We start from the raw sequence: 20,926 nt of genomic DNA, 5'->3' as shown, positions 1-20,926 counted from the left end.
ACGCGCCTGGGCCAGGGAGGAAATTTGGCATGGGCATCAGGGAGGCGGATCTTCAGGAGATCGCGGCGCGCGAGGCGCTGCGGCGACTGGTGACGGCCTATTCGCGCGCCGTCGACCGGCGCGACTTCAAGCTGTTGCGCAGCCTCTATCACGACGAAGCCTACGAGGAGCATGGCGACATGTTCGTGGGCGGGCCGGACGACTATATGGCCTTCGTCGAGAAGGCGCTGTCGAACTATGCCGCGACCGCGCATTACGTGGTCAACACCAGCTTCGAGGTCGATGGCGACCGCGCCGAGGGCGAGGTCTACAAGATCAACTATCACCGCACCCATGGCCCCGACGCTCATGAAGTGATCACCGGCAGCCGCAGCCTCGACCGCTACCGGAGGGATGGCGGCGAGTGGCGATTTCTCGGTCGCTCGATCACGCTCGACTGGTCGACCAGGCGAGTCGTTGACGCCGATGCCTACAAGGATTTCGCTGCCGGCAGCCCGCCTGGCCAGCCGGGACCCGACGACCTGTCCTACCGGGCCCTGACGCTTTTCGGTCGTCATGGCTGACATCCAAACCAGTTCACAGACCAGGACTTCCTGAGGGAGCGAAAGCATGACTGACCAGAGACAATTCGCCGGCAAGATTGCCGTGGTGACCGGTGCCGGCAACGGCATCGGCCGCGCCGCGGCAATTGCCTATGCCCAGGAAGGTGCCGATGTCGCGATCCTCGACCGCGAAGCCGCGGCGCTGGCCGAAACCGCCGAACTGGTGCGCGCCCACAAGGTCAAAGCGCTGCCCCTGGTCGGCGACATGATGGATCAGGAGGTCGTCGCCGAGAGCTTTGTCCGCATCAAGCGCGACCTCGGGCCGGTCGACATGCTGCTCAACAACATCGGCCAGACCGCGCGGGAAAACTATTCCGAGTTCTGGCAGGCCAAACCCGAGACGCTGCAGTTCGTGATCGGCGTGTCGCTGATGACGACGCTGACCTGCACACGCCAGGTGGTCGAGGACATGCGCGAGCGACGCTCGGGCAAGATCGTGTCGATCTCGTCGGACTCGGCGATGAACGGCGACATCGGTACCGTCGATTATGCTTCGGCCAAGGCCGGCGTGCTCGGCTTCACCCGCGCGCTCGCCCGCGAACTCGGGCCGTTCAAGGTCAACGTTAATGCCGTCTGCCCGGGCCCGACCAATACGCGCGCCATGCAGCGCATCCCCAAGGATGCCTATGAACGTGCCAGGAACATGATCCCGCTCGGTGAACTCAGCGAGCCGGAAGACATTGCAAATGCTGTTATTTTCCTGTCGAGCGAAAAGTCGCGCTTCATCACCGGCCAGACCTTGATGGTCAACGGGGGACGCGTCTTCTACTGATCGTTTTCGTTAGTTCATTCAGACGATGTTCCGCTTTGTGCGGCGCATCATTTGAAACGAGACAGTGCGATCGCCCTTCTGCCATTGGCCGATGGCGGTCGCCGGAACTTCCAGCGAGAGAGAATGCCCATGAGCCTGCATACCATCTTGTGCGAACGCCTCGGCAGCCGCTATCCGGTGGTGCAGACAGCCATGGGCTGGGTGGCCGATGCAAACCTCACCGCCGCGACATGCAATGCCGGTGGCTTCGGTTTCTTCGCAGGTGCCACCACCGAGCCGGGCGATGTCGAGAACCAGATCCTCGCGATCAAGTCGAAGACCGACCGTCCGTTCGGCGTCAATTTCCATATGTTCCAGCCCAATGCCGAGGAAGTCATCTCGGGGGTCATCAAGCACAAGGTGCGGGCCGTCAGCTACGGCCGCGGTCCTGACGCCAAGACGATCAAGCGGCTGAAGGATGCAGGCGTCGTCTGCATGCCGACGGTTGGTGCGGTCAAACACGCGGTCAAGGCGGTCGAACTCGGCGCCGACATCATCACCGTCCAGGGCGGTGAGGGGGGTGGCCATACCGGTGCTGTGCCGACGACCATCCTTTTGCCCCAGGTGCTCGACGCCGTGAAGGTTCCGGTGGTTGCGGCCGGCGGCTTCTTCGACGGGCGCGGCCTTGCTGCAGCTCTCGGCTATGGCGCCGCCGGAATCGCCATGGGCACGCGCTTCCTGATGACCAACGAATCGCCGGTACCGCGCTCGGCGCTGGATCGCTATCTCGCGACCAAGGACCCGACACTCATCCGCACGACCACCGCCGTCGACGGCCTGCCGCAGCGCTTCATCGAGAATGCCGAGATCAGGCGCCTCGAAAACATGAGCCTGCCGGCGCGCCTCGCCATGAGCATGAAGTACGCACGCCAGTGGGGCAAGGAGAGCGGGCTTGGCCCGATCGCCATGGCCAAGCTCGGCCTCAAGGTGCTGTCGAGCGGCGAGAACAGCTTCGCCCAGACCGTGATGGCGCCGAACCTGCCGACGCTGGTGCAACGCGGCGTGGTCGAAGGCAACACAGAAACCGGCCTGCTGCCTTCCGGCCAGGCCGCAGCCATGATCGACAGGCTCGAAAGCTGCGAAGAGCTGATCGCCCGCATCGTCAGCGAGGCGGAAGCGCGGCTCAAGGCCATCTCGGCGCTCGTCGCCGCCAATTGAGTGGAGAGAATTCGATGAGCGACCAATTCTGGACCAAAATCGAGGACGGCATTGCCGAACTGGTGATCGAGAACGCGCCGGTGAATGCGCTCGACAGTATCGGCTGGCGCAGGCTTTCGCAGGAGATCGACGCGCTCAACGCCAATGCCGATGTCCGCGTAATCGTCATCCGTGCCGAGGGGCGGGGCTTTTGCGCCGGCGTCGACATTAAGGAACTTCAGAAGCACCCGGAGCGCATTCCCGAAGTGAATGCCGGCAACTGGGAAACCTTCCGCGCCATCCATCGCGGCCTGAAGCCGGTGATCGTGGCTGCCCATGGCTACATCCTCGGCGGCGGCATCGGCATTTGCGGCTCGGCCGACATCGTCCTGTGCTCGCCTGACGCGACCTTCGGCGTGCCAGAGGTCGACCGCGGCGCGCTCGGCGCCGGCGCGCATCTGCAGCGCCTGTTTCCGGTGCAGAAGGTGCGCCAGATGTATTTCACCGGCGAGCCGATCGACGCTGCGGAAGCCTATCGCCTCGGCGCGGTCGAGAAGGTGGTGCCGCGCGAGGAGCTCCGAGATGCCGCCCTCAAGCTCGCCAAGACCATCGCCGCCAAGAGCGCGATCATGATCCGTCTCGCCAAGGAGGCGCTGAACGGCATCGAGGATGGCGATCTCGAGAAGAAATACCGCTGGGAGCAGGGGTTCACGGCCCAGGCCTATCTCACCCAGGAATCGCAGGAAGCGCGCGACGCCTTCGTCGGCAAACGCGACGCCGACTTCAAGAAGTAACCAGATCAGGACGCCCGGACATGACCGCCACCAAGATCCTTCCCGCCCCGCCCTATGTCGAAGGCCATGGCCTGCTCAAGGGCCGTTCGGTGCTCATTACCGCGGCTGCCGGCGTCGGCATCGGCTTCGCTGCAGCCCGCAAGGCGATCGAGGAAGGTTGCCGCGCCATCATGATCTCCGACGTCCACGAACGGCGCCTGGCGGAAGCGGCCGACAAGCTGCGCGAACTCTCGCCGACCGTCGAGATCTACAGTCAGCTCTGCAACGTCACCGACGAGGAGCAGGTGCAGTCGCTTGTCGATGCGGCTGAAGACAAGCTCGGCGGCATCGACGTGCTGATCAACAACGCCGGTCTCGGCGGCCTCAAGCCCGTCGTGGAAATGACCGACGCCGAATGGAACCTGGTGCTCGACGTCACCCTGACCGGTACGATGCGCATGACGCGCGCCGCACTCAAGAAGATGCAGCCGCGCGGCAAGGGTGCCATCGTCAACAACGCCTCCGTGCTCGGCTGGCGCGCTCAGAAAGGCCAGTCGCACTATGCCGCGGCCAAGGCCGGAGTCATGGCCTTCACCCGCTGCTCGGCGGTGGAAGCAGCCGAATACGGCATCCGCATCAATGCCGTGTCTCCGTCGATTGCCATGCACGACTTCCTCAAGAAGTCGGCGCCACAGGAACAGCTTGACGCGCTGACCAGCCTCGAAGCCTTTGGCCGCGCAGCGGAAGTGTGGGAAATCGCCAATGTCATGATGTTCCTCGCCAGTGACTATGCCGGCTACATGGTCGGCGAGATCGTCTCCGCCTCCAGCCAGAGGGCCTGATCATGGGCCTCGTCTTCTCCTCGCCCAACGAGGCAGTGGATGCCATCGGCCAGAACCTCGGATCGACCGATTGGCTCACCATAGACCAGGCGCGCATCGACATGTTCGCCGAGGCGACCGGTGATCACCAGTGGATCCATGTCGATCCGGTGCGCGCCAAGGACGGCCCGTTCGGCGGAACGGTTGCGCATGGCTGCCTGACGTTTTCGCTGATCAACGGTTTCCTGCCCGACCTGTTCAAGGCGGAGGGCATGAAGATGGGCATCAACTATGGCTGCGACCGGCTGCGCTTTCCGGCGCCGGTGCCTGTCAATTCCAAGGTGCGGGCGACGGGCGAACTGGTCAACGCCGAGTTTCTGCCGGGGAACGCCGTGCAGACGACGGTGCGGGTGACCATCGAGATCGAAGGCTCGGCCAAGCCGGCCTGCGTCGCCGACATGGTCGGCCGCTACTACTTCTGAGGCGCACGGCGCTTCGGCCACCGGAGGTGACAATGGACAAGACTGGTGACGCGCAGGCGGAGATCCTGGCGCGACTGGACAGGCTCGAGTCGCGCGACGAGATTCGCCAGCTGATTTCCAAATATTCGCTGGCGCTCGACATGCGCGACATGAATGCGATGGCCTCGCTGTTTGCGCCCGACGTCAAGGTCGGCGGCGGCAAGTCGGGCAGGGCGGCCCTGCGCGACTGGCTCGACGAGACGATGCGCAAGCAGTTCGACGGCACCTCGCATCATGTCGGCTCGACCATTATCGAGTTCGTCGACGCCGACAATGCAGTGGGCGTCGTCTATTCCAAGAACGAGCACGAATGCGGCGCCGAGTGGGTCATCATGCAGATGATGTATTACGACCGCTATGAGCGCATCGACGGCCGCTGGTTCTTCCGCCGCCGCCAGCCGCTTTATTGGTATGCCACCGACCTCAACAAGCCGCCGGTCGGCTCGCGCAAGATGCGCTGGCCGGGCCGCGAGCCCTATGAAGGCTCGTTCCATGAGCTGTTTCCGTCGTGGAAAGAGTTCTGGTCGCGTTCGGGCCCTGATGAGGCCCTGCCGGAACCGGCGCCACTCGAAACCTTCATTGAAACCATGCGAAGAGGCAATGAAATCCGTGGCAACCGTGTGCGCTGAGAAGACTTCGGATGGACTGATCGCTGACAAGCTGTTCCAGCCGATCAAGATCGGCCCCCTTGAGCTTGCCAATCGCATCGCGATGGCGCCGATGTCGCGCTATTTCTGCGCCGACGGCGTGCCGCATGAGAAGGTGTCCGCCTATTACTCGCGAAGGGCGCTGAACCAGGTCGGCCTCATCATCACCGAGGCGACCTATATCGGCCACCCCACGGCGCCGAGCTATGAGGGCGTGCCTTTTTTCGCCGGCGAAGCGGCACTGGCCGGCTGGGCCAAAGTGCGCACTGCAGTGCATGCCGCCGGCGGCAAGATATTCCCTCAACTCTGGCACACCGGCAGCTTCCGCAACTCGGCCATGGCGCCGCAGCCGGGTGTTCCGGGCGTCGGTCCATCGGAGAACACCAACGCCTTCACCGGCCATCCGGAAGCCACCAGGGCGATGACCGAGACGGAAATCCTCGAGGTGATCGAGTCCTATGCCGAGGCGGCGGATGCGGCGCAGCGGCTTGGCTTCGACGGCGTCGAGATCCACGGCGCGCATGGCTATCTGATCGACGAGTTCTTCTGGGCGACGTCCAACCGCCGAACCGACCGCTACGGCGGTAGCCGGCGCGAGCGCACACGCTTTGCGGTGGAAGTGATCGAGGCGATGCGCAGCCGCGTCGGCCCCGACTTTCCGATCTCCTTCCGCTATTCGCAGTGGAAACAGCAGGACTACAAGGCCGTGCTTGGCGAAACGCCTGGCGAACTGGCAGAGGTGCTGGAGCCGCTGGTCGACGCGGGTGTGAGCATCATGCACTGCTCGACACGCCGCATATGGGAGCCGGGTTTTGCGGCAGAGGGTGACGTGACGCTCGCCGGCTGGACGAAGAAGATCACCGGCTTGCCGGTCATCGCAGTCGGCGGCGTCGGCCTCGACCGGCCGGGGCTCAATGCGGCGGAGGCGGCTTCGCTCGACGTGATCGATAAGCCGCTTGAACGCAACGAGTTCGACATCCTGGCTGTCGGGCGGGCGCTATTGGCCGATCCGGCCTGGGCGCTTAAAGTCCGGCAAGGCCGGGCCCACGAAGGGGTGGGCTACGCCAAGGAACAGCTGAAATCGCTGTTCTGACCAGAAAGGCGCCGTTCGCGGCGCCTTTCTTGTCGAGGGGACAAGCTTTCTATCTGCTCAGACGAAAAAGAAGCACCGGGGACTTTGTCCGCCGGCGCTTTCAGTTTGGGTCGACAGGGAGTTGGGAGGATGTCCTGTCAGGCCGCCTGGCGCGGCCCGTGGCCGAGGATGACGGCGCTGTTCAGCACCAGCCGGACCAGTTCCGTCTGGCGCGTGATGCCGCTCTTGGAGAAGATCGAGCGCAGATGGGCACGTGCAGTGTTGCGGGAGATGTCGAGCGAGGTGGCGGCATCTTCGAGCGACAAGCCGGCGGTCAGTCGGCGGGCGACCGCGGCTTCCGCGGGCGTCAGATCGAACAGCTGGCGCACGAGCTCGCCCTCGACCTCCGGGTTCGCTTCAGGATCGCGGATGTAGACAGCGACCGCCGAGTTGGCAGCGGCGGCGTTATCCTTGCTGCCGCGGATCGGGCGGACGATGACGCCGAGATTGCGCGAGCCTGACTGCTTGGTCAGCGACAGGCCCCGCGAAGTCGTGCCGGCGTCGTCGGCTGCCATCTGCAAGGCCGCCTTGACCGCAGTCTGGAAGTCGCGGTCCTCCTTGGCCGAGGTGGCGCGCAGCTTGTTGCCCTGGATCTGCAGGCCGTCGCGGGCTTCGAGCAGGCGCGTCGCCGCGTCTGAGGCGCGGACGATCTTGCCGGAATGGTCGAGGATGACGACACCGACGTAGAGCTTGTCCATGACGTCGGAGTAGAGACGGCGCTCGACCTCGGTGGCGCCCATGCGCCAGGACGTCTCGACGCCACGTGCCAGCTGCGAAACAAGGATTTCGCAGACCGAGGCTGCATCGTCATCGAACTTGGTGTCCGACCGGTCGCGGAAAACCCAGAGCGTGTAGCGGGCGGTGTCGTCGGTAGGCACATAGGTGGCCGACATCGGCTGGCAGCGTTCGGAGAGATAAGCGAGCTGCGCCGGGCGAGTGAGGGCCGCGCCTGCCGTGTCGGTCATCATCTCGTCGATCTCGGTAAAGGCGTAGTAGGTCTCGCCGGTGCGCAGGCGGTCCTCGATCACCAGCACCGCGGCATAGGCGTCGAACTGCTCGCGGATCAGCTCGAGCGGGGTGCGCAGCGGCTTGCCGTTCATCAGGCTGTCAGAGACGCGGTTGAGGAAATGGCCGAATTCGACGATCGATCTGGCGTGAAAAGTCATTGCAGGAGCTCCCAAAATCCGCCGCACGGGGGCGTGCGGGACCGGTTCCCGGCTGCGCGGTGCATGCCAGGAGGTCATGAGTTCGATTGTATTGGCGAGGGCCTGGTATCGGCCCGGCGTCAGCCGATCAGGACGGCGGGAGGAAACCTCGTCGGGCAAGATGCCGGACGGACGACGATCCAGTTGTCATGCTGCGTAGGCTCGAACCGGTCATCGCGCTTCCTCCCGAATGCGAAATGATTAATATCGACAGTTATGTCATTAAATTGACACGTCGTCAAATTCGAAATGCGTTGCGTAGAATTTTTGACATGGTGTCAGTGGTGGACAAGTCTTGGGCAGAGTGCAAACGAAACGGGCCGGATCTTGCGACCCGGCCCACACGTTCAGCAGATGAAGAAGGAAATCAGGCGCCGCAGTCGGCGCGCTCGACCAGACCGTCTTCGCGCGGCTTGTAGGGGTTCTTGACCACCTTGATCGACTCGGGCGCCGGCAGGAAGTGGCTTTTGCCGCTCGCCTGGATTGGGCCGGTGAGCATCTGGACGGACGCGGCATTGGCCTGCAGCCAGGCAGCGATCGACTCGCCGTCGGTCTTGCCCGAACCGTTGATGGCAGCCGCCAGCACGATCGGCTGGATGTAGTACGGGATCAGCGCCGAGGCACCGCCCATGCGGTCGACGTCGGCGACCTGTTCCTTTGCGCGCTTGGCGAACTTGGCGAAGGCGTTTTCGCCGACCGGGTCGCTCGGGCAATAGGTCATGCCGACGAACTGCACGCTGTAGACGTCCTTGAAGGCGTCTTCGCCGACCACTGCGACGTTGCCGACGGCGTAGTTGGTCATCGTCTGGTTGGCCAGAACCGGCACGTCCCAGCCGATGTCGGCGCGGTTTTCGAGCAGCTTGCGCGAGTCGTCGCCGATCGAGTTGATCAGAAGGATCGCTTCGGCGCCCGAGCTGCGCATCTGGAACAGCTGCGGGGTCATGTCTTCGGTGCGGAAGGCGAATTCCTGCACCGCGGTCGGCTCGACGCCCTTCGACTTGAGGTAGTCGACGATCTCGACCACGGCAGCCTTGGACATGCCGCCATTGTCCGAAATCAGCGCCAGCTTCTTGAGCTTCAGCACGTCGATGGCGAAGTCGATGTTCGGCTTCATCTGATTGAGACCAGTGACCGAGCCCGAGAAGTGGAACGGACCAGCTTCGGGCGTCAGCTGAGTCGAGGCAGCAGAAGAAACCTGGGCGATCTTCTTTTCGCTCGCCACAGGAACGACCGGAATGGTCTCCTGGCTGGTTGCCGGGCCGACGAGCGCCTCGACCTTTTCGTTCTCGATCAGGCGACGCACTTCGGCAACGGCATGGGTCGGGTCAGTCATGGTGTCGCCGAGAACCAGCTCGGCCTTCTTGCCGAGAATGCCGCCGGCGGCATTGATGTCTTCGATGGCCAGCTTCCAGCCCACTTCGGCGGTCTTGCCGATCGAGGCGCCGCCGCCGGTCATCGACATGATGCCGCCGATCTTGACGACCTCCTGTGCCTGCGAAATACCTGCCGACAAGGCAAGGGCTGCCACCGACACCATTCCGATGGCAGTGCGACGCGTAATGGAACCATTCCATTGGAAGTTCATGCGTTTCTCCTCCGCTTACTTCGACCGACAAACAGTCACGGCCATGTGTCCGAAACATCGTCCGCTTGGACGATGGAGAGGGAGGAGCTTCCGAATTCGTTAGCGAGAGCTAACAAAAGACGCATGCTTCAGCGCGGCGGTGCCTTCCTGGTGACGACGGCCCGCGCAAGGGCAGGCTCCGGCAGCTTGCGCCAGGCCAGCCAAGCGAGCACGGCCCCCAGTGCCATCAACGGCACGACGACGGACATGCCCAGCATCGCATCGCCGAGGATACCGGCGACGACAGTGCCCAGGAGGCCACTGCCCATCTGCAGGAACCCGCTCAGCGAGGAGGCGGCCCCGGCACTGTCGGGGAAGGCGGCGACAGTCGCGGCAGACATTGCCGGCATGACGAATGAATTGCCTAGGACGAACATGGCCATGGGCAGCGCGACCGACAGGAAGGTTGGCTCGTACAGTCCGAGCAAGACCGCCATGGCAGCAGCCCCGAGGCTGCTGATCCCCAGGCCGACGGGCACCATACGATAGGCACCATAACGTGGGATGAGACTGCGCATGACAAGCGAGCCGGAAATGAAGCTGGCCGACTGGAACAGCATCGCGAGGCCGAACTGCGCCGGCGTCAGCCCCAGCCGATCCATCAGGATGAAGGGCAGGACGGTCGCCTGGGTATAGTAGGCGCCCAGGGTGCCGGCGATGACGAGGCTGGAGAACAGGAAATACCCGCTGCCGAGCAAATTGCGATAGGTCTTCATGACGGCGCCCAGCCGCACCCGACTCGGGTCGCGCTCGACGGTTTCGACCAGCGCGAAACGGACCGTCAGCAACGACGCCACGCCCATCAGGAACATGATCGAGAAGATGGCATGCCAGCCGGCGACTTCCATCACCAGACCGCCGACTGTCGGCGCGATGGCCGGCGCCAGCGCCAGGATCAGCGTGATCAGGTTGAGGATGCGGGCCGATTGCTCGTGGGCAAAGAGGTCGCGCACGATCGCGCGCGACAAAGACAGCCCGACTGCCGCGCCCGCGCCCTGCAACAGCCGCGACAGGATCAGCACGTCGATGGAGGGCGCGACCAGCGCGCCCAGGCTGCCGAGAAGGTAGATGCCGAGAAAGGCCAACGTCACCGGCTTGCGGCCATACCCGTCGGAGAGAGGACCACACACCAGCTGGGTGAGGGCGAAACCGGCGAAATATAGCCCGAGCGCCATCTTCACCGCCTCTTCGGTGGTGCCGAAGGCATGAACGATTTCGGGCATGGCCGGCGTGAACAGCGACAGCGAGGCGGGACCGAGACCGGCTAGCACCGCACCGACGATGGTCACGCGCCGCTCGCTCATGAGGCTGGGCTGCTGGTCTTCTCGGTCTGATGTCATGATGCTGGCCCCGGCTCGATGGATGGCAGGCGCCTGAGCGGCAGAGTGCCTGTCACCAGATCGAACCGGTGCCGGGAAAGATCATCCGTCATACGGACTAGCGCGGGGATAATTCGGCTGCGTGTCGGCCAAAAGAAAGGGGCCGCATGCTGCGGCCCCTGGAGAGGTGTCAGACAGCGGTGCCGTAGAGATCGTATGGATCGGAGCGATCGACCTTGACGGTGACGATGTCGCCGACGCGCAGCGGACGGCGCGACTGGATATGGACCGAACCGTCGATCTCGGGCGCGTCGTACTTGGTGCGGCCCTTGGCCGACGTGCCGTTGGCCTCGTCGATGATGACGGGCAGGCGCTTGCCGACTTTCCGTGCCTGTGCGGCGGCCGAAATCTTCTGCTGGCGCTGCATGAAGCGATGCCAACGGGCTTCCTTGACCTCCTCGGGGATCTGTTCGAGGCCGAGGTCGTTGGAACGCGCGCCCTTGACCGGCTCGTATTTGAAGCAGCCGGCGCGGTCGATCTTGGCCTCGTCGATCCAGTCGAGCAGCATTTCGAAGTCTTCCTCTGTTTCACCGGGGAAGCCGACGATGAAGGTCGAGCGGATGGCGAGGTCAGGGCAGACGTCACGCCAGCCGCGGATGCGCTCGAGCGCCTTTTCGCCATGGGCCGGACGGCGCATGTTTTTCAGAACCCGCGGGGAGGCGTGCTGGAAGGGGATGTCGAGATAAGGAAGGATTTTGCCTTCGGCCATCAGCGGGATGACGTCGGCGACATGCGGGTAAGGATAGACATAATGCATGCGCACCCAAATGCCGAGCTCGCCCAGTTCCTGCGACAGGTCGAGGAACTTGGCGCGGACCTCGCGCTCCTTCCAGACGCTGGTCGCATATTTCACGTCGATGCCGTAGGCGCTGGTATCCTGGGAGATGACGAGCAGTTCCTTGACGCCGGCATTGGCCAGCTTTTCGGCTTCGCGCAGCACGTCGGCGGCAGGGCGCGAGACAAGGTCGCCACGCAGGTCGGGGATGATGCAGAACGTGCAGCGGTTGTTGCAGCCCTCGGAAATCTTGAGATAGGCGTAGTGGCGCGGGGTCAGCTTGACGCCCTGAGGCGGCACAAGGTCGGTGAACGGGTCGTGCGCCGGCGGAGCAGCCTCGTGCACGGCGGCCATGACGCTTTCATAGGCCTGTGGGCCGGTGATGGCGAAGACGTTGGGGTGCTTCTCTCGGATCAGTTCGGGCGTGGCGCCCATGCAGCCGGTTACGATGACCTTGCCGTTCTCCTTCATCGCCGTGCCGATGGCGTCCAGCGACTCGGTGCGGGCGGAATCGAGGAAGCCGCAGGTGTTGACCACGACCAGGTCGGCGCCGTCGTGCTTGCGGGCGATCTCATAACCTTCGGCGCGGAGCTGGGTGAGGATGCGTTCGGAATCGACAAGCGCCTTCGGGCATCCGAGGCTGACGAAGCTGACGCGGGGTGCTGCTGACATAGGCAGGTTTCCAATGGACGCGGGCCGGTAACCCATGAGGTCCGGCCCGGAAATCTGTTGATGTGTCGATCTGTCGGCTCTGAAAAGAGCTCAATTCGGGCGGCGCAATAGCACAGATCGGGGCCCAAGCAAACCGGCTGATCGCCACATGCAAAAAGGGCCGGAAAAACTCCGGCCCTTTTTGGTCTGTTGCTGCGGCTCAGTGGGCCGGCGCGCTGTGGCCGCCAAACCACTCGCTGAGAAACCCAAACTGTTCCGGGAACTGATCTACTGCGCCGTCGAGCAGCATCTTCACCGCGACATAGAGGATGATCAAAAGGCCGATATAGGCGATCCAGCGGTAACGATGCAGCAGGCGCGCGACGAAGGAGGCGGCAAAGCCCATCAGCGCGATCGACAGCGCCAGACCGATGATCAGCACCGTGGGATGATCCATGGCGGCACCGGCAACGGCGAGCACGTTGTCGAGCGACATCGACACGTCGGCGATGACGATCTGCCAGGCGGCCTGGGCGAAGGTCTTGCGCGGGCCCTTGGCGGCGATCTTGCCGTCCTTGTCATAGTCGGCGTCGGCAAGCGCCTCGGTCGCTTCATGTTCCTGCTCGTGGCTGACGCTCAGTTCGCGCCACATCTTCCAGCACACCCACAGAAGCAGCAGGCCGCCGGCGATGAGAAGCATCGGCCCGATGGCCAAAAGCCACTGGGTGATCAGTGCGAAACCGATACGGAGAACGGTCGCCGCGGCGATGCCGACGAGGATGGCCTTCTTGCGCTGATCGGCCGGAAGGCCTGCCGCGGCAAGGCCGATGACGATGGCGTTGTCGCCGGCAAGCACGAGGTCGATAGCTATGACCTGCAGAAGGGCTGTGAAGCCTGCAGCAGTGAATATCTCCATCGGACGGGACCCTCTCCGTTCAGTTCCAATGTCTTGATGTCGGCTATAACGCCCGACGCGCGTGCGTCAACAGACAAGCAACGCGTTTATTCGAAACGGCTTAAATCGGCGCGTTCCCTGACGTGAAGCTGACGAAACCTGGTGACAAACGCGGTTGGGCGTTCGTATTTGGAGCTCGACCGGCCGCTCCCGGAATTACTCGCAGACGTATCTGACGCGACCCGTAGAGCCGCTTACGGCGCGGCAGGATATCGGCTTGGAATTGCCGGTGCTCGCCGCACCGCTTGGCGCGCGCGTCACCGGGCGAGGGCCAGGCTGCTCGGTGGCAAAGCGGATATCGGGCCCGGTTGGAAAGGCGGCCGACTGCTGGCGCTCGGCCGCGGCACGCTTGGCTTCGTCATCCTGCCAGAAGCGCCGGGAGTCCATTTGTTTCGGAATGACGACGGTGCCATCCGACGAGCGACTGCACCCGCCAAGCAGCGTGGCGGAGAAACCCAGGGTCAGCGCAAGCGTCAATGTCGAACCGAAATTCATGCGAATGCTATATCGCGGCCGAAGGCGTCGATAAAGTCCCAGAGTGCAAGCAGTTGGGATAAATGAGAAAATTCGTCCAGGACAGATCGACGCTGCCAGGCAAGGCCGCTCGGTCCGAACCTGAGGGGTTGTATGCTCAAAGCGTGTTTGCAACCGAACTCAAAGTTGTCGCGATTGCCTGTTTGTATCTCTCGAATTCCGGCGACGTCTGCCTGACCACCTGTGGTGGCGGCGACGTCGGGGTTGAACTGGGGAGCGAGGTTGCTGCAGGAGCACGTCCGGTCATCTTTTTCTCCGCCCAGGCAACGACATAGGTGGCGTTCTTGCCGGTGAGGAAGGGATTGGCCTTGATCACGACGGCGCCCAGGACGTCGGCGATCATGGCATCGCCGGAGGCGGTCAGGATCTGGTGGGCGCCTTCCATGCCGAGGAAGTGGCAGAGATAGAGCCGCCCGGCGGTGATCTGGTGGCCGCGCTGCTTGAGATAGGCTTCGCCCTCGCGAGCCAGGTTGCGCACCATTTCGCGCGAGATGGTCGGATCGAAGCGCAATTCGAGCAGTTCGGCCGTCGAGAGCGAACGCGCGAGATCGGGCCTGTAGGTGTTCATCATCCTGATCCAGGTGCTGCTGATGAACTGCCCCAGGCCCGTCGCTGACGACAGCGGGTTCTTGGCACGCGCGCTGCCGCCGCTTTCGACATGGATGATGCGGTTGGTCAGGATCTCGATGGCCTGATCGTCCGAGGAGGTGGTGGCGACAGTGGTCGTGGTTGTGGTCGTTGCCACGGCAACGGAGACAGTGCCGAGCGGATCGATGGCTTGGCCGTCCTGATAGAGCTCGAAATGCAGATGCGGGCCGGTCGACAAGCCGGTGGTGCCAATATAGCCGATGATGTCGCCGGCCTTGACCGCGGTTCCGACGCTGATGCCATCGGCGAAACGCTGCATGTGGGCATAGCGGGTCTCACGGTTGTTGGCATGCGAGATACGGATGAGGTTGCCGTAACCCTTGCCGTCACCCTCGAACACGACCTGGCCGTCAAAAGCGGCGGCGATCGGGGTGCCGATGGGGGCCGCCCAGTCGACGCCCTTGTGGATTCGGACAGTCTTCAGGATCGGATGCTTACGCGGTCCGAAGGTCGAGGTCATGACGCCGTTGACCGGCGTGAACATACCGTTCGTCGTCGCCAGCGATCGAACCTGGTCGTCGCCGCCGACACAGGAGAACTGGCCGTCAGTCTGCTGGAAGACGAAACATTCGAGCTTCTTGTCGGTGCCGTGGACGCCGACATAGAGCACGCGGCCGGCGACGCCATCCTTGCCGCGCGCCGTCTCCGAATAGAGCAGGACCAGGCGCTGGTCCTCGGTGGCAAAGGCGTTCAGGTCCTGGCCGCGCGACAGGTACATGATGGCCTCGCCCAGCACGCCGGTGGGCACGTTGTTGCGGGCAGCGGTCGAATAGATCGCGTCGAGCAGCCGGTATTGGCGCTTCTGGGCGCCGGCTTGCGGTGCGCCTGAATAGTTGAACAGGTCGTCGCGCACCCACGGGTCGACGCCTTCGACGAACTGGCCGGCCGAATTGCGGGCAAGCGTGCCGATGAACCTGTTCATGGCGTAGACCGAAACCTGCATCAACGCCATTGCCGGGGCGCCGCGGCGCGGCCGGAAGCCGCGCAGGGCGACGACATAGCCGGGCTCGAGGGTCTCCAGCTTGAAGACCGCCTTGAGTGCGTCGCTGACCAGCTTGGCTTCGTCGGTGGAAAAATGCGCCTCGAGCGCAACGCTTTCGAGCGAGCGGCTGGTGAGGATCTTGATGAAAACGTCTTCGGTCGCCTCGAACCGCTCGGGCTCCGGGGTCACGGTCGCGACGCTGGTGTTGTTTTCGACGGCGGTTTTTTCGAAGGCGGGCAGAGCGGCTTCGCCCTGGTCGATGGTTTCGCCCCAGCCCGCGCCAACATCGGACGTGTCGTCGCCCTCGGCTTCGTCGAGGTCGGTTGCGATCGGCGGCGTCGGCTGGATGTTGGTTTGTTGCCCTGGCTGAGGCTCGGCGACAGCGCGCTGCGCCTGAAAGAAGGCAAAGTCGTCCTGCGTCGACGGGATGGCGGTCATGAAGCGTTCGCTGGAGCTCAGCATCGTGTCGGAGAGGTATTCGATGCTTGGCGAGATGCCGTCTTCGATAAGATCGGCCGGGCGGGAAAGCTGGCGTCGCTTGGTCTCTGTGCCTGCTTCATGCGCGAGGTTGATCCACATCGGGTCGCCGGCGAGGTCGACGATGGCCGGGACGTAGACAGCGGCATCGGCCGGCACGATGTCGCTTTCCTCGGTCGGCTGCAGGTCGCCCTCATATTCGCCCGATGGCCAGTAGTCCGCGCCGAAATAGACGGCGGCAGCGACGATACCGGTGAGGGCAAGTATGCCGGCAATGATCATGGCCTTGAGCTGCCGTTCGCGCGAGCGCCTGGCCATACGCTGCTGCTTTTGCTGCTTGAAGCTCGCGTCAATGCCATGCGTCATGGCGAAGACCCGGTCAGGAAGAAGGTCCAGCGCGACTGTTCCAGCGTGTCGACTTCGTAGAAGCGGGCGGCGATGTGGCCACGCTGCCAGCATTCGTCGATGCCACGCACGGTGAAACGCTTGCGCTCGACGCACATGTCGGTCGAACCGCTGAGGATGGCATTGCCGAAGACGTCGGTCGCGTAGATGTAGATGTAGCGGTTGGTCAGCTCTTCGCGGATGACGTTGACGCACTGATTGGCGCCGATTGTCCACCAGCCATCGGTCTGGAATGCGGCTTCGACTTCCTGGCCGACGGCGAGATTGACGACGTCGAGCGTCTGGTTACAGACGGTAAACTCCGCGCGAGCCAGACTGGGGGCGCAAAGCAATGACAGCAATGTCAGCAGGGCAAAGGTGGCTCCTCGTGCACCGGTTCGGTGTCCGATCCCGCCCGCATCGTCTTGCCGGCCGCTATCGGCCTCCCGCCAAAGCTTGAGAAGCTGCACCGTCGGTCTCGCCCCGAATCCGCACCAGTACAATGGTGACGTTGTCCGTTCCGCCGCGCTCGAGGACCTTTGCCAGCAGATCTTCGCAAGCCGCCTGCGGTGTCGTCGAAACCACCGCGGCCTCGATCTCCTCGTCGGAAACATGGGCGGTCAGGCCGTCGGTACCGAGTATGAAGACGTCGCCGGGCAAGAGATCGCCCTGGCGGAAGTCGACGTCGATGTCGTCGCTGACGCCTATGGCGCGGGTGATGACATTGCGGCGCGGCCAGGTCTGCGCCTCCTCGGCGGTGATCGCACCGCGATCAAGCAACTCCTGAACCTCAGTGTGATCGTGCGAGACCTGGGAGATCGAACCGTCACGCACCAGGTAGACGCGGCTGTCGCCGAGCCACAGGCAGGCGAACTTGCCGTCCATGGCAAGCAGTGCTGCAACCGTCGAACCCATCGTCGCGCCACGCGAATCCGATATCTCTCGGATGTCGGAATGAGCCAGCCTCAGCCTGTCGACGAAGCGTGCGCGCAGATCCGGCGCCGATTCAGGAATGCCGATCGTCGACAAGTGTTCGACGATGCTGGCGGAGGCGACCTCGCCGGCATCGTGGCCGCCCATGCCGTCGGCGACGACCCACAGGCCGCTGCGGGGCTCGATCAGGTAGCTGTCTTCATTGACCTGACGGACGCAGCCCTTGTGGCTGACGCCATAGCTTTCGAAGGGGAGGACGACATCGTTCAATGGCCTCAAGCGCTCTCGGGCGCCCCTCTGCGTTGCGTATTGACGCGCGCACCTTTCAGTCTGCCACAGGCCCGTGCGTTAGAGTACAGAAATTAACACGTGCCGGACTGACTGTGCCTGCACACCGTTTCAAAGCCCCTTCGGACAGGTAAAACCGGAGAATGCGGCCAGCGAAAAGGGATTGCCCGGCGGGTTGATCTGGACGGTGTAGGCGACATCGCGGCCGCCGATGACGTAGCGCAGTTGCAGCTTGTCGCCATTGACTGTCGAGGTGCCTGCGTCGAGCAGGCGCTTCAAGGCCCACGGCCCTTCGAACCTGATGGCGGATTCGCGCCCGGGAAGCTCCGGCGTAAGGCTGAGATTGGCCGACCCGGCGGAGGCACTGCCGGGCCATGTGACGATGCCCGGGCTGCTGCCGTTCTGATAGCTCTGGACGACCTGTCCGTTGACGTCGAGCAAGGCCATGTCGGCGTCGCCATGCAGCGAAAACGGCGTGAAAGTGATGTTGACCGCAGGCGTGGACCCGCCAAGCGGAAAGAACGCGTCGCGGATTTCGGCGGCCAGCTGGAACTGCTTCAGCGTCGACCTGGAGAGCCCACGGCCCAGGCGCGCCTCCTGCTTCCATTGCCATTCGGTCCCCGACATGTCTGCGAAAGAGGCCAAGTTTTGTGCGAAAAACCTGTCGATGATGCCGCTGGGCGCGAAAAGCCGGGCGAAATCGCCGATCGGCACATCCTGGCTGGCGCCGGTGCCGAAGGGATAGCGGTTGGCGATAACTTCCTCGCAGGGGCCGCTGACGGTCTCCTGCAGCGACTGGTTGAGTTGCGCTACGGAGGTCTCTGCCACGTCGCCCTCGAAATCGTCGGCGGCAGCGTGGACCATGCGCGACAGTGTCTTGGGCAGGCGCGAGGCGTTGGCGCGGAGATTGGATATCTGCAGCTGAAGATTGGCATTGACGCGACCTGCCTGCGACGGGGCGGCGGCCGAGATCGTCAGGCTCTGATAGACGGCATGGAAATTCTGGATCAGGGCATCGATCGGGCGCTGGCCGGGACGGCCATCGACAAGAAGCTGGAACGGCCGGAATTGCGCCTCGATGTTGGCGCCGGGCACGATGGTCGGCGCATTGGCGAATGCCGCACCGGCGCGACTGGCGGATTTGCGGCCCGGCAACTCGATGCCGATGCGGGCGAGGCCATCGGCACGCGCATCAGCGTCGGCAGTCGGGCCTGAGCCACGTGTCAGCGCCGTCTCGCGGGCAATCGCCTCGAACAACTGCGCCAGCGGCGAGCTGGGCGAGCCGGCGGCTGACAGCGCGAGATATTCCGGCTTGTCCGCCGCCATCGGCCGGAATTTGAGCTTGTCGAGAACACCGTTCCATACGGCTGAAAAGTCGCTGCTGTAGCGGTCGAGCAACTCTGGGCCGAGCCGCAACAGTTCCTGCTCGACGCCGCCTTGCTCGCCGCCGGCGCCGACGACCCATTGCTCGTCTATGAGTTTCTGGGCGATTCCGGAAAGCTGTGTCAGGTAGAAATCGTTGAAGCCGGCATAGGTATAGAGGCCGCGAACACGCAGCGCAGACAGGTCGCTGCCATCGACGGTCTCAAACACCAGCTTCGCTTCCTGGCCGCCCTTCGTGGTGACGGCGAAGTCGTCGAGCGTGGCCGCGGTCAGCGCCGAGGCGATCAAGGCGGAAGCCTGATCGGCGACCGTCATGCGGCCCAGCGCGCGCTGCGCAGACTCGACCACGGGGCGATTGAGCTCGAATGCCGGATCGAACTCATCGTCGAGCGTAAGCATCGCCCTCAGGTGCTTTTCTAGGATGAGACGGCCTTCGCGATTTTGCGGACCGGGATAGCGGTTCTGCTCCCAGTCCTTCTTCATCCACGAGACGATCTGTTCGTCATCGACCTTCGGCGCTTCGCCTGCGAGCATCAGATAAATCTTGAGAGCTTCGTAGAGAGCCGCAGGATCGCTCATCTTCGCTTGGATGGTGCGTTCAAGGTGCAGCAACAGGCGAGTGCGAAGCATCCGCTCCAGCGCCAGCCGGTAGGTCGTCTCCGATGCCGAGAACAACCGCGCGCGCTGGCTGAGCCCGAGCGTTTCGCGCGCCGGCGTCGGCTGGTCGCGATGCTCGTAGCCGGTCGGCAGGCCGCTGATGCTCTCCAGCGCATCGATGACATTCTCAAGGTCAACGTCGGATACGGTTTCCGCCTGCAGCAGTGCGGCGGCGGACGACGTGTAGCTTTCCGCAGCTTGGCTGGTGGCCGCGATCAGGGCCTTGTTTGCGGCATAACTGACCGCCAGAACGCCTAGGGCGGCAGCGGCGATCAAGCTGATGGCGCCGGTTCCGGCGAAGCGGGCAAATCTGGCGCGCCGGTCGGCGGCATCGTCGTAGGAGACCCAGCCGGCCTCAGCAAAGATGACATTGGCCAAAAGGTCGTGCAGGAAGAAGCTCTTGCCGGTCCCGGACAGCTGTGCTTGGGATCCGTTGCCGAAACCACGGCCGATGGCGCCGAGTACGCGGTCGATCGGCGTGCCTTCCTGCGTGCCGGAGGAGAAGTAGAAGCCGCGCAGGATAGCGCTTGCCGGCTTCTTCGTCGGTTCGAAGACACGGCCGAGAAAGGTCGCACAGCGTTGCTTAAGCGAAGCAAACTGCGCGGCGAAGCTAAAGATAGCGATGCGCGCGACCGGATCCTGCTCGCCCTGCATACGGTCGGGCACGTACTCGGACAGGCGGCGGACGAGCGCATCGAATTCAGCCGGAACTTCGCTGACCATGTTCGCCTTGCGGTCGGCGCCCTGGAATGTCGTACCCCACACCATGCGCCGGTCGGTTTCGTCCAGACTGCCGAAACTCTCCATGAAGCCGGCGATCAGGTCGGCCTTGGTGAACAGCACATAGACGGGAAAGCCGATGTTCAGCGTCTCGTGGATTTCCTGCAGGCGATTGCGGATGACGACGGCGTGGGCGTCGAGCTCCTGGTCGCTTGAAGACATCACATCGGCTAGGCTGATGGCGACAATTACGCCATTGATCGGCTGCCTGGCGCGGTGTTTCCTGAGCAGCGACAGGAAGGCGAGCCATCCTTTGCGGTCGCTTTCGGTGTCGGAATCCTGGTTGGTGTAGCGGCCGGCGGTGTCGATCAGCACCGCTTCATCGGTGAACCACCAGTCGCAGTTCCGGGTTCCGCCGACGCCGGGCACCGGCTGGGCCGTGCCGGACACGGTGATCGGAAACGTGAGGCCCGAATTCACCAACGCCGTGGTCTTGCCGGCGCCGGGCGGGCCGATGATCAGGTACCAGGGCACCTCGTAGAGGAAATTGCGCCTGCCGCTGGCGCGCTTGAGCGCCGCGAGGGCCTTGGTCATGCCCGTTTCGAGCAATTGGCCGTCGCCGTCATAGGCACTCTCGCTGGCGATGGCGGCAGCGAGCGCCTTTTGAGCACGGCGCGCAAACCAGAAGCGGAACAGGGCGATGCCTGCGGCCAATGCAAGGATGAGGGCGATGAGGGCGACGCGCGCGCCAGTAGATTCGAGCGGCCGGCTGCCGACCAGGACGATCAGCGGGCCGGCAAACCACGCGGCTGCGGCAAGGCCGGCCAGTGCCATGACGCTCAAAGTTCTGAGCAGCCACGTCATCACGACCACCACAGCATGCGGCG

The 20,926-nt window shown here is 63.7% G+C and carries 18 protein-coding genes; 8 read left to right on the top strand and 10 right to left on the bottom strand.

All coding sequences use genetic code 11. The annotated features are described in order from the left end of the window. Window positions 1-29 precede the first annotated feature (29 nt). From IG197_RS01335 to IG197_RS01300, 8 genes are all read left to right on the top strand, one after another. Window positions 30-563, top strand: coding sequence for a nuclear transport factor 2 family protein (locus IG197_RS01335; RefSeq protein WP_192316452.1), 534 nt, complete (start codon window positions 30-32; stop codon window positions 561-563). Between the two features lie 46 nt (window positions 564-609). After that, window positions 610-1,374, top strand: a complete 765-nt coding sequence (locus IG197_RS01330) for an SDR family NAD(P)-dependent oxidoreductase (RefSeq protein ID WP_067962093.1) — start codon at window positions 610-612, stop codon at window positions 1,372-1,374. A 129-nt stretch (window positions 1,375-1,503) separates the two neighbouring features. Then, window positions 1,504-2,571 carry a nitronate monooxygenase family protein gene (locus tag IG197_RS01325; RefSeq protein ID WP_192316450.1) on the top strand — a complete coding sequence of 356 codons (1,068 nt, stop codon included), beginning with the start codon at window positions 1,504-1,506 and terminating at the stop codon, window positions 2,569-2,571. Window positions 2,572-2,585: 14 nt separating this feature from the next. Next, a complete protein-coding gene (locus IG197_RS01320) occupies window positions 2,586-3,344 on the top strand; it encodes an enoyl-CoA hydratase family protein (protein ID WP_067962089.1) in 759 nt (252 codons plus the stop codon). A gap of 20 nt (window positions 3,345-3,364) precedes the next feature. Then, window positions 3,365-4,165: an SDR family oxidoreductase gene (locus IG197_RS01315; protein WP_192316448.1), complete on the top strand. Its 801-nt coding sequence runs from the start codon at window positions 3,365-3,367 to the stop codon at window positions 4,163-4,165. 2 nt (window positions 4,166-4,167) lie between these two features. Further along, window positions 4,168-4,626: a MaoC family dehydratase gene (locus IG197_RS01310; RefSeq protein WP_192316446.1), complete on the top strand. Its 459-nt coding sequence runs from the start codon at window positions 4,168-4,170 to the stop codon at window positions 4,624-4,626. Window positions 4,627-4,658: 32 nt separating this feature from the next. After that, window positions 4,659-5,294, top strand: a complete 636-nt coding sequence (locus IG197_RS01305) for a nuclear transport factor 2 family protein (RefSeq protein ID WP_192316445.1) — start codon at window positions 4,659-4,661, stop codon at window positions 5,292-5,294. Then, a complete protein-coding gene (locus tag IG197_RS01300; protein WP_192316443.1) occupies window positions 5,266-6,405 on the top strand; it encodes an NADH:flavin oxidoreductase in 1,140 nt (379 codons plus the stop codon). Before IG197_RS01305 ends, IG197_RS01300 begins: the two co-directional genes overlap by 29 nt. Window positions 6,406-6,542: 137 nt before the next feature. On the opposite strand, the gene IG197_RS01295 is transcribed toward IG197_RS01300, so the two are convergent. The 10 genes from IG197_RS01295 to tssM all read right to left on the bottom strand — a co-directional run bounded on the left by IG197_RS01295 (window position 6,543) and on the right by tssM (window position 20,903). Beyond that, window positions 6,543-7,610 (bottom strand): helix-turn-helix transcriptional regulator, encoded by a 1,068-nt coding sequence (locus IG197_RS01295; RefSeq protein ID WP_154386524.1) that lies wholly within the window; start codon window positions 7,608-7,610, stop codon window positions 6,543-6,545. A 406-nt stretch (window positions 7,611-8,016) separates the two neighbouring features. Next, entirely contained in the window at window positions 8,017-9,234 is a 1,218-nt protein-coding gene (locus IG197_RS01290; RefSeq protein WP_246765283.1) for an ABC transporter substrate-binding protein, read from the bottom strand. Between the two features lie 128 nt (window positions 9,235-9,362). Continuing rightward, the gene (locus tag IG197_RS01285) at window positions 9,363-10,613 is read right to left on the bottom strand and encodes a multidrug effflux MFS transporter (protein ID WP_192316441.1); all 1,251 of its coding nucleotides are present in this window, start codon (window positions 10,611-10,613) and stop codon (window positions 9,363-9,365) included. Between the two features lie 169 nt (window positions 10,614-10,782). Continuing rightward, window positions 10,783-12,099: a 30S ribosomal protein S12 methylthiotransferase RimO gene (gene rimO / locus IG197_RS01280; protein ID WP_154386523.1), complete on the bottom strand. Its 1,317-nt coding sequence runs from the start codon at window positions 12,097-12,099 to the stop codon at window positions 10,783-10,785. Between the two features lie 199 nt (window positions 12,100-12,298). Beyond that, window positions 12,299-12,994, bottom strand: a complete 696-nt coding sequence (locus IG197_RS01275; RefSeq protein ID WP_067962072.1) for a TerC family protein — start codon at window positions 12,992-12,994, stop codon at window positions 12,299-12,301. A 195-nt stretch (window positions 12,995-13,189) separates the two neighbouring features. Beyond that, window positions 13,190-13,528 (bottom strand): hypothetical protein, encoded by a 339-nt coding sequence (locus IG197_RS01270; protein WP_192316440.1) that lies wholly within the window; start codon window positions 13,526-13,528, stop codon window positions 13,190-13,192. 136 nt (window positions 13,529-13,664) lie between these two features. Beyond that, window positions 13,665-16,040: a M23 family metallopeptidase gene (locus IG197_RS01265; protein ID WP_192316438.1), complete on the bottom strand. Its 2,376-nt coding sequence runs from the start codon at window positions 16,038-16,040 to the stop codon at window positions 13,665-13,667. Next, a complete protein-coding gene (locus IG197_RS01260; protein WP_067966559.1) occupies window positions 16,037-16,429 on the bottom strand; it encodes a DUF1036 domain-containing protein in 393 nt (130 codons plus the stop codon). Before IG197_RS01260 ends, IG197_RS01265 begins: the two co-directional genes overlap by 4 nt. A 64-nt stretch (window positions 16,430-16,493) precedes the next feature. Then, on the bottom strand, window positions 16,494-17,261 hold the full coding sequence (locus IG197_RS01255) for a PP2C family serine/threonine-protein phosphatase (protein WP_154386520.1): 768 nt from the start codon (window positions 17,259-17,261) through the stop codon (window positions 16,494-16,496). Between the two features lie 129 nt (window positions 17,262-17,390). Continuing rightward, window positions 17,391-20,903 (bottom strand): type VI secretion system membrane subunit TssM, encoded by a 3,513-nt coding sequence (tssM, locus tag IG197_RS01250; protein WP_192316435.1) that lies wholly within the window; start codon window positions 20,901-20,903, stop codon window positions 17,391-17,393. Window positions 20,904-20,926 lie beyond the last annotated feature (23 nt).

This window comes from Aminobacter sp. SR38, assembly GCF_014843375.1.
In the GTDB taxonomy this organism is placed as follows: Bacteria; Pseudomonadota; Alphaproteobacteria; order Rhizobiales; family Rhizobiaceae; genus Aminobacter; species Aminobacter ciceronei.
Note: the sequence above shows the minus strand (reverse complement) of the source record. Positions and strands in the feature narration are given on the sequence as shown.

What these genes read in the sequence shown, in the direction of transcription:
- IG197_RS01335 (WP_192316452.1), top strand. Translation starts at nt 30, where the DNA reads ATGGGCATCAGGGAGGCGGATCTTCAGGAGATCGCGGCGCGCGAGGCG.
- IG197_RS01330 (WP_067962093.1), top strand. Translation starts at nt 610, where the DNA reads ATGACTGACCAGAGACAATTCGCCGGCAAGATTGCCGTGGTGACCGGT.
- IG197_RS01325 (WP_192316450.1), top strand. Translation starts at nt 1,504, where the DNA reads ATGAGCCTGCATACCATCTTGTGCGAACGCCTCGGCAGCCGCTATCCG.
- IG197_RS01320 (WP_067962089.1), top strand. Translation starts at nt 2,586, where the DNA reads ATGAGCGACCAATTCTGGACCAAAATCGAGGACGGCATTGCCGAACTG.
- IG197_RS01315 (WP_192316448.1), top strand. Translation starts at nt 3,365, where the DNA reads ATGACCGCCACCAAGATCCTTCCCGCCCCGCCCTATGTCGAAGGCCAT.
- IG197_RS01310 (WP_192316446.1), top strand. Translation starts at nt 4,168, where the DNA reads ATGGGCCTCGTCTTCTCCTCGCCCAACGAGGCAGTGGATGCCATCGGC.
- IG197_RS01305 (WP_192316445.1), top strand. Translation starts at nt 4,659, where the DNA reads ATGGACAAGACTGGTGACGCGCAGGCGGAGATCCTGGCGCGACTGGAC.
- IG197_RS01300 (WP_192316443.1), top strand. Translation starts at nt 5,266, where the DNA reads ATGAAATCCGTGGCAACCGTGTGCGCTGAGAAGACTTCGGATGGACTG.
- IG197_RS01295 (WP_154386524.1), bottom strand. Translation starts at nt 7,610, where the DNA reads ATGACTTTTCACGCCAGATCGATCGTCGAATTCGGCCATTTCCTCAAC.
- IG197_RS01290 (WP_246765283.1), bottom strand. Translation starts at nt 9,234, where the DNA reads ATGAACTTCCAATGGAATGGTTCCATTACGCGTCGCACTGCCATCGGA.
- IG197_RS01285 (WP_192316441.1), bottom strand. Translation starts at nt 10,613, where the DNA reads ATGACATCAGACCGAGAAGACCAGCAGCCCAGCCTCATGAGCGAGCGG.
- rimO (WP_154386523.1), bottom strand. Translation starts at nt 12,099, where the DNA reads ATGTCAGCAGCACCCCGCGTCAGCTTCGTCAGCCTCGGATGCCCGAAG.
- IG197_RS01275 (WP_067962072.1), bottom strand. Translation starts at nt 12,994, where the DNA reads ATGGAGATATTCACTGCTGCAGGCTTCACAGCCCTTCTGCAGGTCATA.
- IG197_RS01270 (WP_192316440.1), bottom strand. Translation starts at nt 13,528, where the DNA reads ATGAATTTCGGTTCGACATTGACGCTTGCGCTGACCCTGGGTTTCTCC.
- IG197_RS01265 (WP_192316438.1), bottom strand. Translation starts at nt 16,040, where the DNA reads ATGACGCATGGCATTGACGCGAGCTTCAAGCAGCAAAAGCAGCAGCGT.
- tssM (WP_192316435.1), bottom strand. Translation starts at nt 20,903, where the DNA reads ATGACGTGGCTGCTCAGAACTTTGAGCGTCATGGCACTGGCCGGCCTT.